The following is a 12,913-nucleotide window of genomic DNA, read 5'->3' on the forward strand; positions in this document are numbered from 1 at the left end:
GCGGGCCGTTCACCCTTTCCGTGACGATGCCGAGGCGTCGGTGTCAGTGCTCAGGTAGTCAGTCAGCCACCGGTCCAGCTCGCGATACGCGGTGTGGCGCGGTGCTGCCAGCGACAAGAACACGTCGTGCTTGGCGTCCACCACCGGAACCATGTTGCTGCGGTTGCCGATACACCCGGCCCATCGGGCGATCTGAGTTACATCGAGGACCGCGTCGCCACACTGCAGGGCTTGTGGCCCGGCGTCCTCGGAGACGGTGTGATCCGACCGCAGGATCAGGTTGGGCACACCGACATCCAGGCCACGATGCAGCCGCGCCTGGCCGCGGCGCACGGCATGCAGCCACCCGAAGGTAACCGGAAAGCCGCCCAATGGTTTCCACTGCAGGTTGTAGTCGAACTCGCCGTGGTAGTCGCGGTGCAGGCTGGATCCATAACCGCCGTTGCCGCCGGCTCGGGCTATCCCTTTGGTGCGCACCCGGGACATCGCGGCGATCATGGCCGACGTGACGCCCAGGCGCAGGATCGCCGGCCCCTGCAAGTCCAGGAACGGACTGTTCAGGACTAGACCGCGCACGCCCATGTCGTCGGTGGCGCCGCGCCGCCGCAACCGGTCCAGCCACAGCGACACGATCAGGCCACCCGCCGAGTGGCCGTACACCAGTGTCTTGACCGAGCGGCCCTGCGCGCAGATCAGCGAGAGGGCTTCGTCCAGTTCGGCGTCATAGCAGGCCAGGTTGGTGGTGAAGTGAGGCGTGTGCTCGGGGCGCCGCGAGCGACCGCACTTGCGCAGGTCCAACGCGTAGAAGTCGAAGCCGCGGCTGGCGAAGTGATCGGCCAGCGCGGTGTTGAAGAAGTAATCGGTGTAACCATGGACCGCCAACACCGCGTTGGCGGCCGCCGCGGCTTCCCCGCGCCGGATCAGGGTGGCGACGACGTCTCCCTCGCCGTCGGGATCCGGCCCCAGTGGGATCGTGTACTGCCAATAGCCGGGCAGCACATCGGGCACCCAGCCAGTCACCAGGCCAGCTTAGTCGGCGCGGCGCGAGGCCGGGCGCGACCGGGATAACCTGGGACACACCCGAGGGAAGGAACCATCGATCCGGTGTCGAACCGAGCCAGGACCGCTGACGTCGTGCTGGTGGGCGCCGGAATCATGAGCGCCACACTGGCCGCGTTGCTGCGGCGGCTGGAGCCGGACTGGACCATCACCGTGATCGAGCGGCTGGACGCCGTCGGCGCCGAGAGCAGCGGCCCGTGGAACAACGCCGGCACCGGCCACTCGGCGCTGTGCGAACTCAACTACACCCCGCAGCGGGCAGACGGCTCGATCGACATCACCAAAGCCGTCGCCATCAACGAACAGTTCCAGGTCACCCGCCAATTCTGGGCCTACGCCGCAGAGACCGGCATCGTGACCGACGTGCGCGCCTTCCTCCATCCGATCCCGCACGCCAGCTTCGTGCACGGCGCGGCCGGAGTGGACTACCTGCGACGGCGCCGCGACGCGCTGGCGCACAACCCGCTGTTCGCCGGCACGGAGTTCATCGACGACGCCGACGAGTTCGCCCGCCGGCTGCCGTTCATGGCCACCCACCGCGACTTCTCCGAGCCGGTCGCGCTGAACTGGGCCGCCGACGGCACGGACGTCGACTTCGGCGCCCTGGCCAAGCAGCTCATCGGTTACGCCGTGCGCAACGGCACGACCACGCGGTTCGGGCACGAAGTGCGCGGCCTGTCGCGGCGGTCGGACGGCGGATGGACGCTGAACATCCGCAATCGTCGTACCGGCGAGAGGGACAAGCTCGAGGCCAGATTCGTTTTCGTCGGCGCGGGGGGTGACGCGCTGCCGCTGCTGCAGAAGTCCGGCATCAGGGAGGTCAGGGGCTTCGCCGGGTTCCCGATCGGCGGACGGTTCCTGCGCAGCGCCAACCCGGCACTCACCGCGGCACACCACGCCAAGGTCTACGGCGTCCCCGCGCCGGGAGCGCCGCCGCTCGGTGCGCTGCACCTAGACCAGCGCTTCGTCAACGGCAAACCATGGCTGGTTTTCGGGCCGTACGCCGGCTGGTCACCGAAGTTCTTGAAGCACGGCCATTTCAGCGATCTGGCCCGATCGATCAAGCCGCACAATGCGGTGTCCATGCTCGGCGTGGGCGCCACCGAGTTGACCCTGCTGAACTATCTGCTGGGTCAGCTGCGGCTCTCCAAGGCCGACCGGGTTCGCGCACTGCGCGAATTCGCCCCCAGCGCACGCGATTCCGACTGGGAACTGACGATAGCGGGTCAACGGGTGCAGGTGATTCGGCGCGACAACCGCAGGGGCGGAGTGCTCGAATTCAGCACCACGCTGGTCGGTGACGCCGACGGCAGCATCATCGGCCTGCTGGGCGGCTCGCCGGGCGCATCCACCGCCGTGCCGATCATGCTCGACGTGCTACAGCGGTGCTTCGGTCACCGATACCAGTCCTGGCTGCCGACGCTCAAGGAGATGGTGCCGTCACTCGGCGCCCAACTGTCCGGAGAGCCAGCGCTTTACGAAGAGGTGCGGTCGTGGAGTGCCAAGGCCCTGCAATTGGGTGTGGCCTCATGACCGAAGCCCTGCGCCGCGTCTGGGCCAAAGACCTTGCCGCGCAGACACTGTACGAGTTGCTGAAATTGAGGGTAGAGGTGTTCGTAGTGGAACAGGCTTGCCCGTATCCCGAACTCGACGGCCGCGACCTGCTCGCCGAAACGCGGCACTTCTGGCTGGAAACACCCGAGGGTGAGGTCATTTGCACCCTTCGGCTGATGGAGGAACACCCCGGTGGGGAGAAGGCGTTTCGCCTGGGCCGGCTGTGCACCAAGCGCAGCGCGCGCGGACAGGGCCATGCCACCCGGTTACTGCGCGCGGCGCTGGCCGAGGTAGGCGACTACCCGTGCCGCATCGACGCGCAAACCTATCTCGCCGACATGTACGCCCAGCACGGGTTCGTCCGCGACGGCGACGACTTCCTGGACGACGGCGTTCCGCACATGCCGATGGTGCGGCCAGGGTCAGGTCAGGCGGGTCAGCGGTGAAGCCGTATCCGTTCAGTGCCATCGTCGGACATGACCAGCTCCGGCTGGCCTTGCTGCTGTGCGCCATTCGCCCCGAGATCGGCGGAGCCCTCATCCGCGGGGAGAAGGGCACCGCCAAGTCGACGGCCGTACGAGGCCTGGCGGCGCTGCTGTCCTCGGCCACCGGCGGCCCCGGGACCGGCTTGGTCGAGATGCCGCTGGGCGCCACCGAGGACCGGGTGGTCGGCTCGCTGGACCTGCAGCGGGTGCTGACCGACGGGGAGCACGCGTTCTCACCCGGGCTGCTGGCCCGCGCCCACGGCGGGGTGCTGTACGTGGACGAGGTGAACCTGCTGCACGACCACCTCGTCGACATATTGCTCGACGCGGCCGCAATGGGGCGGGTGCATATCGAACGCGACGGCATTTCGCACTCGCACGAGGCGCGATTCGTGTTGATCGGGACCATGAACCCCGAAGAAGGCGAGTTGCGTCCCCAGCTGCTCGACCGGTTCGGTCTGACCGTCGACGTGCAGGCGTCCCGCGACGTCGACGTGCGGGTGCAGGTGATCAAGCAGCGGATGGCGTACGAGGTCGACCCCGACGGGTTCGCCGAACGCTATGCCCCAGCGGACGCCGAACTGGCCCGCCGCATCGCCGCGGCGCGGGCGGTCGTCGACGACGTCACGTTGCCCGACAACGAATTACGCCGCATCGCGGCATTGTGCGCCGCCTTCGACGTCGACGGTATGCGAGCCGACTTGGTGGTGGCTCGCACCGCGGCCGCGCACGCCGCCTGGCGCGGCGCGGATACCGTCGCCGAACAAGACATTCGGGTGGCCGCGGAGCTGGCGCTGCCGCACCGGCGTCGCCGCGACCCGTTCGATGACCCCGGCATCGACCCCAAGGAACTCGATGAGGCGCTGGCCCAGGCCGGCGCCGACGCACCGGGCGATCCCGACCCCGACCCCGACCCGCCCGGCGGTAACGGCCAAGCTGCCAATGATGCTGCGCCGCCTCATGAGTCGAGCTCGGCGGCCACGCCGCAACCACCCAAACCCAGTGCGCCGCCGTCGAAGACGTTTCGCACCCGCGCGCTCACCGTTCCCGGGGTGGGAGAGGGTGCCCCCGGTCGACGATCCCGCGCGCGCAACACCTCCGGCAGCGTCGTCGCGGCCGCCGATGCCGGCGATCCCGCGGCACACGGAGTGCACCTGTTCGCCACCGTGTTGTCCGCGGCGGAAAACGCCAGGGGCGCAGGACGGTTGCATCTTAGTCCCGATGACGTTCGCCGCGCGGTGCGCGAAGGACGCGAGGGCAACCTGGTCATCTTCGTCGTCGACGCGTCCGGATCGATGGCCGCCCGAGATCGCATGGCCGCGGTGGGCGGCGCCACCATGTCGCTGTTGCGCGACGCCTATCAGCGGCGCGACAAGGTCGCGGTGATCACCTTCCGTCAGCACGAGGCCCGGGTCACTTTGCCGCCTACCTCGTCGGCGCATATCGCCAGCCGGCGGCTGGCCCGATTCGACACCGGCGGCAGGACCCCACTGGCCGAGGGGCTACTGGCCGCCCGCGAACTCGTGCTACGGGAACGGGTGCGTGACCGGGCCCGGCGCCCACTGGTGGTGGTACTGACCGACGGGCGCGCCACCGCCGGTGCGGACCCGGTGCGGCGCAGCCGAATGGCGGCGGCGCGGTTGGCCGCCGAAGGCGTGGCCGCGGTGGTGGTCGACTGCGAAACCTCCTATGTCCGTTTGGGGTTGGCCGGCGAGCTAGCCGCAAAGCTCGGGGCCCCGGTCTTGCGCCTGGAACAGTTGCACGCCGATCACCTCACGCACGCCGTGCGCAGCGTGGCATGAGCGACCAACAGGTAACCGCCTATGCCACAAGGTAATCCACTACAAGTGCCTGACGACGGCTTGACCACCCGGGCCCGGCGCAACACGCCGGTGCTGGCCGTCCACACCGGTGCCGGCAAGGGCAAATCGACGGCGGCGTTCGGTATGGCCTTGCGGGCGTGGAACATCGGGCTCAACGTCGCGGTGTTCCAGTTCGTCAAGAGCGCGAAGTGGAAAGTGGGTGAGGAGGCGGTGTTCGGGCGCCTCGGGAGCCTGCACGACGAACACGGCGTCGGCGGAGCAGTCGAATGGCACAAGATGGGTGCGGGCTGGTCGTGGTCGCGCAAGACCGGCAGCGACGCCGACCACGCCGCCGCGGCCGCTGACGGCTGGACCGAGATCAAGCGCCGACTGGCCGCCCAACGCCACGACTTCTATGTGCTGGACGAATTCACCTATCCGCTCAAGTGGGGCTGGGTCGACCTCGACGATGTGGTCGCCGCGCTGGCGTCGCGGCCCGGGTACCAGCATGTGGTGATCACCGGCCGCGACGCGCCCCCGCAGTTGCTCGAGGCCGCCGACCTGGTCACCGAGATGACCAAGGTCAAGCACCCGATGGATGTGGGGCGCAAGGGCCAGAAGGGCATCGAGTGGTAAAGCCGGTCCCCGCCGTCGTCGTCGCCGCCCCGGCGTCGGGCAGCGGAAAGACCACGCTGGCAACGGGTCTCATCGGCGCGCTGCAACGAGCCGGCCACACCGTCGCACCCTTCAAGGTGGGCCCGGATTTCATCGACCCTGGCTATCACGGATTGGCCGCCGGACGGCCCGGGCGCAACCTCGACCCGAACCTGGTGGGCGAGGAACTGATCGGTCCGCTGTACGCCCACGGCACCCAGGGCGCCGACCTCGCAGTCATCGAAGGGGTGATGGGTCTGTTCGACGGGCGCATCGATCCCGTCGCCGCGACACCGGCCACCGGTTCCACCGCACACGTCGCCGCGCTGCTCGGTGTCCCGGTCATCCTGGTGGTCGACGCGCGCGGCCAAAGCCAGAGCATCGCCGCCCTGCTGCACGGTTTCTCCACCTTCGACGCGGCGACCCGCATCGCCGGCGTCATCCTCAACCGGGTCGGATCGGCCCGACATGAACAGGTCTTGCGGCAAGCGTGCGAGCAGGCCGGGGTGCCGGTTCTGGGTGCCATCCCGCGGGTGGCCGAGATGGAAGTGCCGAGCCGGTATCTGGGCCTGGTCACCGCCGTCGAGTACGGCCGCCGCGCCCGCGAGGCCGTCGACGCCATGACTGACCTGGTCGCCGAACACGTCGATCTGGCGGCGGTGGTCGCGACCGCCGCGAGCCGGGCCGTCGCCGGTGCCCCGTGGGATGCGGCGACGGCCGTGGGGGAGACGCCCGACCGGCACGCCACCGTCGCACTGGCCGCGGGCCGAGCCTTCACCTTCGGCTACGCCGAACATGCCGAGCTGCTGGCGGCCGCCGGTGCCGAGGTGATCCCCTTCGACCCGCTCACCGACTCGCTGCCCGACGGCACCGATGCGGTGGTGCTGCCCGGCGGGTTTCCCGAACAGTGGGCCGCGGAACTGTCCGCGAACGAAGACGTCCGACGCCAGATCAGGGAGCTGGCCGCCGCCGGTGCGCCCGTACACGCCGAATGCGCCGGACTGATCTACCTCGTCGACGAACTCGACGGATACCCGATGTGCGGCGTGGTGCGCGGGTCGGCGCGGTTCACCTCGCAGCTCAAGCTGGCGTACCGCGACGCGGTGGCCGTCGCCGATTCCGCGTTGTACTCGCCCGGCCAGCGGGTGGTCGGCCACGAATTCCACCGCACCGCAGTGACGTTCGCCGACGAGTACCAGCCGGCGTGGGTGTACCGCGACGAGGCCGCCGTTCGCGACGGCGTGGTGCGCGACGGCGTGCATGCGGCATACCTGCACACTCATCCGGCCGCCACGCCCGAGGCGGTGGCACGGTTCGTCGCGCACGGCGCCCAATACCGGTCGACATTTAGGCTTGGCGGGTGACCGAGAACCCCTACCTCGTCGGCCTACGGCTGACCGGCAAGAAGGTCGTCGTGGTAGGCGGTGGCTCGGTCGCCCAGCGTCGATTGCCCCGCCTGATCGCCAGCGGCGCCGACGTCCACGTCATCTCCCGCTCGGCCACTCCGGCCGTCGAGGCCATGGAACAGATCACCCTGTCGCTGCGCGAATATCAGGACGGCGACCTCGATGGAGCCTGGTACGCCATCGCGGCCACCGACGACCCGGAGGTGAACGCGGCCATCGTCGCCGAAGCCGAGCGTCGCCAGATCTTCTGTGTCCGCGCCGACATCGCCGTCGAGGGCACCGCGGTCACCCCGGCGTCGTTCACCTACGCCGGGCTCACTGTGGGCGTGTTGGCCGGTGGTGAGCACCGCCGCTCGGCGGCGATCCGGTCGGCCATCCGCGAGGCGCTGCAACAAGGTGTCATCACCGCCGAAAGCGCCGACGTCGTCCGGGGCGGGGTAGCGCTGGTGGGCGGCGGACCCGGCGATCCGGAACTGATCACCGTGCGCGGTCGCCGCTTGCTGGCCCAGGCCGACGTCGTGGTCGCCGACCGGCTCGCGCCACCGGAACTGCTCGCCGAATTGTCACCGCACGTCGAGGTCATCGACGCCGCGAAAATCCCGTACGGGCGGGCCATGGCCCAGGACGCCATCAACGAGGTGATGATCGATCGGGCGAAGGCCGGCAAATTCGTCGTGCGCCTCAAAGGGGGCGATCCGTTCGTCTTCGCCCGCGGGTATGAAGAGGTGCTGGCATGCGCCGACGCGGGGATTCCGGTGACGGTGGTGCCAGGTGTGACGAGTGCCATAGCAGTTCCCGCTTTGGCCGGCGTTCCGGTCACGCATCGGGCCATGAATCATGAATTTGTCGTGGTCAGCGGGCATATCGCGCCCGACCATCCCGAATCGTTAGTCAATTGGGACGCTTTGGCAGCAATGTCCGGCACCATCGTTTTGCTGATGGCGGTCGAACGCATCGAACTTTTCGTCGACGCGCTGCTGAAAGGCGGCCGACCTGCAGATACTCCGGTGCTTGTGGTGCAGCACGGAACCACGCCCGCTCAGCAGACGTTGCGGGCCACCCTGATTGACACGCCGGAGAAGGTCCGCGCGGAGGGTATTCGACCTCCCGCGATCATCGTCATCGGGGCTGTGGCGGCGTTCGGGCTTTAAACAATTCTTAAGATTACTGTAAGGTAACCTCCTATGACGGCTCTCAACGACAGTGAGCGGGCGGTCCGGAGCTGGACAGCCGGACACCCGCAACGGCCGGCCCCGACGCGCCCGCAGCGCTTGGCGGAGACCGCCTCCGAGCGGATAAGCAGGTATTCCCCGACGTGGTTGCCCTCGTGGCGCTTCATCGCCGCGGTCATCGCCATCGGCGGGATGCAGCTGCTGGCCACCATGGACAGCACCGTCGCGATCGTCGCGCTTCCTAAGATTCAGAACGAGCTGAGCTTGTCTGACGCCGGCCGGAGCTGGGTGATCACCGCTTACGTGCTGACGTTCGGCGGGCTGATGCTGCTCGGTGGCCGCCTCGGCGACACCATCGGCCGCAAGCGCACCTTCATCGTCGGCGTGGCCCTGTTCACCATCTCATCGGTGCTGTGCGCGGTGGCCTGGGATGAAGTGACCATGGTCATCGCCCGCCTGTTGCAGGGCATCGGCTCGGCCATCGCCTCCCCGACCGGCCTGGCGCTGGTCGCGACGACGTTCCCGAAGGGACCCGCGCGTAACGCCGCGACCGCCGTCTTCGCCGCGATGACCGCGATCGGCTCGGTGATGGGCCTGGTGGTCGGCGGAGCGCTGACCGAGCTTTCCTGGCGGCTGGCCTTCATGGTCAACGTGCCCATCGGGCTGGTGATGATCTATCTGGCCCGCACCGCGCTGCGCGAGACCAACCGTGAGCGCATGAAGCTGGACGCCACCGGGGCCATGCTGGCCACGCTGGCATGCACCGCGGCCGTGTTCGCCTTCTCGATGGGGCCCGAACAGGGCTGGATCTCGGTCACCACCATCGGCTCGGGCCTGGTGGCGTTGGCCGCCGCAGTGGCCTTCGCCATCGTCGAGCGCACAGCCGACAACCCCGTCGTGCCATTCGAGCTGTTCCGGGACCGCAACCGGGCGGTCACCTTCCTGGCGATCCTGCTGGCCGGCGGCGTCATGTTCAGCCTGACGGTCTGCATCGGCCTGTACGTGCAGGACGTCCTGGGCTACAGCGCGCTGCGCGCGGGCGTCGGCTTCATTCCGTTCGTCATCGCGATGGGCATCGGCCTGGGGGTGTCCTCGCAGCTGGTGTCGCGGTTCTCGCCTCGCGTGCTCACCATCGCCGGTGGCTACCTGCTGGTTCTCGCGATGCTGTACGGCTGGTTCGCCATGCACCGCGGCGTGCCCTACTTCCCGAACTTGGTGGCGCCCATCGTGGTGGGCGGAATCGGCATCGGCATGGCCGTCGTCCCGCTGACCCTGTCGGCCATCGCCGGGGTCGGCTTCGACCAGATCGGCCCGGTGTCGGCGATGGCGCTCATGGCACAAAGCCTGGGTGGGCCGCTGGTGCTGGCCGTCATTCAGGCGGTGATCTCCTCCCGCACGCTGTACCTGGGCGGAACCACTGGGCCGGTGAAGTTCATGAACGACGCGCAGTTGAATGCGCTGGACCATGGCTATACCTACGGCCTGCTGTGGGTGGCCGGCGCGGCGATCATCGTCGGTGCCGCGGCGCTGTTCATCGGCTACACCCCGGAGCAGGTCGCGCACGCTCAAGAGGTCAAGGAAGCGATTGACGCCGGCGAGATCTAATTCGCCGGGTTCTCTTTGGTCACAATAGCCACGTCTGTTTCTGGCTGGGGTGATAGTCGAAGTGCCCACCTCACAGCGACAAGTTCCGTTGTCGCTCGGAGGTGGGCAAAAAGACCACTGTCCCTGCCAGAGGCGGCTGTGGCGGATGTGACTGCGAATCGCCTGCCTCGACACCGCCGCAACGCCGGTGCGCGCCCGGCTTAGAGCCGGCCTTGCAGTCGCCACTAGCTCCCACGGTGGCGACCTGCTGCGCCCGGCTGAGAGCCGGCCTTGCAGTCGCCACTAGGCTGGCCCGCTGTGATTACCCGGATGTCCGAGCTGTTCGTCCGCACCCTGCGCGACGATCCCGCCGACGCGGAAGTGCCCAGCCACAAACTGCTCATCCGGGCCGGCTACGTCCGGCCCATCGCGCCCGGGCTGTACAGCTGGCTGCCGCTGGGACTGCGGGTGCTGCGCAACATCGAACGCGTCGTGCGCGAGGAGATGAACGCCATCGGCGGCCAGGAAATCCTCTTCCCCGCCCTGTTGCCGCGCGCACCCTACGAGACCACCAACCGCTGGACCGAGTACGGCGACGGAGTCTTCCGGCTCAAGGATCGCCGGGGCAACGACTACCTGCTGGGCCCCACTCACGAAGAGCTGTTCACCCTGACCGTCAAGGGCGAGTACAGCTCCTACAAGGACTTCCCGCTCACCCTCTACCAAATCCAGACCAAATACCGCGACGAAGCCCGGCCGCGGGCCGGCATCCTGCGCGGTCGCGAGTTCGTCATGAAGGACTCCTACTCCTTCGACATCGACGCCTCCGGGCTCAAGGACTCCTACCACGCGCACCGGGAGGCCTACCAGCGCATCTTCGACCGGCTGCGGGTCCGCTACGTGATCGTGTCTGCGGTATCGGGCGCGATGGGCGGCAGCGCCTCCGAAGAATTCCTCGCCGAAAGCCCGATCGGCGAAGACACCTTCGTGCGCTGCGTGGAATCGGGCTACGCGGCCAACGTCGAGGCCGTCGTCACCGCCAGCCCGGACACCTTGCCCACCGACGGCCTGCCCGAGGCGGTGGTGCACGACACCGGCGACACCCCGACCATCGCCACACTGGTCGACTGGGCCAACGGCGCCGATCTGGGCCGCACCGTGACCGCCGCGGACACCCTGAAAAACGTCCTGGTCAAAGTCCGCCAGCCCGGTGGTGACTGGGAGCTGCTCGCCATCGGCGTGCCCGGTGACCGCGACATCGACGAGAAGCGGCTGGGCGCGGCGCTGGAACCCGCCGACTACGCCTTCCTGGGCGACGACGACTTCGCCAGGTACCCCTTCCTGATCAAGGGCTACATCGGCCCGAAAGCCTTGCGGGACAACGGCGTTCGCTACCTGGTCGACCCGCGAGTGGTCGACGGCACCAGCTGGATCACCGGCGCCGACGAGCCCGGCCGGCACGTCGTCGGCCTGGTGGCCGGCCGCGACTTCACCGCCGACGGCACCATCGAAGCCGCCCAGGTACGCGAAGGCGACCCCTCGCCGGACGGTGCGGGTCCCCTGGTCATGGCCCGCGGCATCGAAATCGGACACATCTTCCAGCTCGGCCGCAAATACACCGATGCCTTCACCGCCGACGTGCTCGGCGAGGACGGCAAGCCGGTACGGCTGACCATGGGCTCCTACGGCATCGGGGTCTCCCGGCTGGTCGCCGTCATCGCCGAACAGCACCACGACGAGCTGGGCCTGCGCTGGCCCGCCGCGGTCGCGCCCTTCGGTGTGCACCTGGTCATCGCCAACAAAGACGCCGAAGCCCGCGCCGGCGCGGCCGCGTTGGCCGCCGACCTGGACCGGCTGGGCATCGAGGTGCTTCTCGACGACCGCCAGGCCTCACCCGGGGTGAAATTCAAAGACGCCGAACTGCTCGGCATGCCGTGGGTCGTCGTGGTGGGCCGCGGCTGGGTCGATGGGGTAGTCGAACTGCGGGACCGGTTCGGTGGCCAGACCCGCGAGCTGCGCGCGGGCGAGTCGCTGGCCACCGAGATCGCCGCAGCCGTCAGCGGCTAGCTACTCGTTGCCGCCCGGGAACGAGGTGGTGATGGGCCAGGCGCCCAGCACCTTGTTCCATCGCGCGGCCATCACCGCGCTCTGGGTCAGGGCGGTCGAAGCGAACGCGCGGTCATCAGCGGTGTCGGCGTGCTCGACCACCGCGCGCCAGGCCGTCGCACCGTCGTTCTCCATCCGCACCGCCAGCCGCGCCGCATCGGCCGGGCTGCCGACCTGCGACGGCAACTGGTAGCCCGGCGCCGCGACGGGCGCGTTGGCCTTGCGGGCACTCAGCATCGCGATGACGTCATCGCGACGTTGCCGATGCTGGTTCAGCGCTTCTACCACCAGGTCGTTGACGCTGGGCGGCGACAGCGCCGAGACGATGCCGTACCCGTAGATGGTCGCGTGCTCGACGGTCAGCGCGTCGCTCAATGCGGTGGTGTCGGCGTCCTTGCCGGACGGAGACAGTTTCGGCCGGGCGCCGGGCGTGGGCTGGGCCGAGGTCATATCGACGGGCCTCCGGGCACCAACGCCACCGTGTACGACGCCGTGCAGGACGCGACGATCGACGCCAACAGCCCGGCGCGGTAGCCCGACGAGCTCGCCACCAGCCGGCTGGCGCTTTCGGCCGATGCGCGCAGCGAATCGATGACATCGGACACCGGAGGCGGGGGAGGCGGCGGCTCGGTCCCAGCCGGGCTGGGAGTGGTGCTGCTGGTCTCGGTGTTCGACGACACCAGCTTGCCCGAGGCGCGAGAGATCTCGGTCGACAGCGCCCGCGCATGGGCGGCGCGTTGGGTGGCCACGACCGTCAGCGCGGCAGCGATCTGCGGCGGACTGCCGATCGCACCGGCCGCAGCCGTAGCCAGCGCGCTGTCGCGTCGAGCCTGATCGAGCGGCCCCAGCAGGTCTTCGACTGCCGGTGGCTTGGAGGCGGGCTCGCCACAGGCGGACACGACCACCCCCAGTGCAGCGAGAGCGGCCCCACCGGCGAGCACGCCCCGCCTGTTGATGACGGGTACGGCTCTGGGCACAGCAACATCCTGCCATCGATGCGCGCCACAACGACGCTGGGCACGACGCCTGTGGAGGTAGTGCCGCGATCGAAGCCCTCGTCGATCGCCGTTTCTGGCGTATCGTTGATAGCT

At 68.8% G+C, this 12,913-nt stretch carries 10 protein-coding genes and 1 pseudogene; 8 read left to right on the forward strand and 3 right to left on the reverse strand.

Translation table 11 applies throughout. The features are described from left to right. Positions 1-9 precede the first annotated feature (9 nt). On the reverse strand, positions 10-1,020 hold the full coding sequence (locus I2456_RS09345) for an alpha/beta hydrolase (RefSeq protein WP_085074479.1): 1,011 nt from the start codon (positions 1,018-1,020) through the stop codon (positions 10-12). 84 nt (positions 1,021-1,104) lie between these two features. On the opposite strand from I2456_RS09345, the gene mqo reads away from it, so the two are divergent. The 8 genes and pseudogenes from mqo to I2456_RS09385 all read left to right on the forward strand — a co-directional run bounded on the left by mqo (position 1,105) and on the right by I2456_RS09385 (position 11,783). Beyond that, positions 1,105-2,592, forward strand: a complete 1,488-nt coding sequence (mqo, locus tag I2456_RS09350) for a malate dehydrogenase (quinone) (protein WP_085074480.1) — start codon at positions 1,105-1,107, stop codon at positions 2,590-2,592. Further along, positions 2,589-3,059 (forward strand): GNAT family N-acetyltransferase, encoded by a 471-nt coding sequence (locus tag I2456_RS09355; RefSeq protein WP_085074481.1) that lies wholly within the window; start codon positions 2,589-2,591, stop codon positions 3,057-3,059. Before mqo ends, I2456_RS09355 begins: the two co-directional genes overlap by 4 nt. Beyond that, a complete protein-coding gene (locus tag I2456_RS09360; protein WP_085074482.1) occupies positions 3,056-4,900 on the forward strand; it encodes a magnesium chelatase subunit D family protein in 1,845 nt (614 codons plus the stop codon). The genes I2456_RS09355 and I2456_RS09360 overlap by 4 nt, the downstream gene beginning before the upstream one ends. Before the next feature lie 21 nt (positions 4,901-4,921). Then, a complete protein-coding gene (gene cobO, locus I2456_RS09365; RefSeq protein ID WP_085074483.1) occupies positions 4,922-5,536 on the forward strand; it encodes a cob(I)yrinic acid a,c-diamide adenosyltransferase in 615 nt (204 codons plus the stop codon). Next, positions 5,530-6,918 (forward strand): cobyrinic acid a,c-diamide synthase CobB, encoded by a 1,389-nt coding sequence (locus I2456_RS09370; RefSeq protein ID WP_085074484.1) that lies wholly within the window; start codon positions 5,530-5,532, stop codon positions 6,916-6,918. Before cobO ends, I2456_RS09370 begins: the two co-directional genes overlap by 7 nt. Then, positions 6,915-8,122: pseudogene (gene cobA / locus I2456_RS09375) on the forward strand (uroporphyrinogen-III C-methyltransferase). Before I2456_RS09370 ends, cobA begins: the two are co-directional and overlap by 4 nt. A 22-nt stretch (positions 8,123-8,144) precedes the next feature. Continuing rightward, the gene (locus I2456_RS09380) at positions 8,145-9,737 is read left to right on the forward strand and encodes an MFS transporter (protein ID WP_068025174.1); all 1,593 of its coding nucleotides are present in this window, start codon (positions 8,145-8,147) and stop codon (positions 9,735-9,737) included. 297 nt (positions 9,738-10,034) lie between these two features. Further along, positions 10,035-11,783, forward strand: coding sequence for a proline--tRNA ligase (locus I2456_RS09385; protein WP_085074486.1), 1,749 nt, complete (start codon positions 10,035-10,037; stop codon positions 11,781-11,783). Here I2456_RS09385 and I2456_RS09390 read toward each other — a convergent pair whose 3' ends face one another. Beyond that, positions 11,784-12,272, reverse strand: a complete 489-nt coding sequence (locus I2456_RS09390; RefSeq protein ID WP_068025180.1) for a ferritin-like domain-containing protein — start codon at positions 12,270-12,272, stop codon at positions 11,784-11,786. Further along, entirely contained in the window at positions 12,269-12,799 is a 531-nt protein-coding gene (locus tag I2456_RS09395) for a hypothetical protein (protein ID WP_068157850.1), read from the reverse strand. Before I2456_RS09395 ends, I2456_RS09390 begins: the two co-directional genes overlap by 4 nt. Between the last annotated feature and the right edge of the window lie 114 nt (positions 12,800-12,913).

The organism is Mycobacterium kubicae (assembly GCF_015689175.1).
Classification (GTDB): domain Bacteria; phylum Actinomycetota; class Actinomycetes; order Mycobacteriales; family Mycobacteriaceae; genus Mycobacterium; species Mycobacterium kubicae.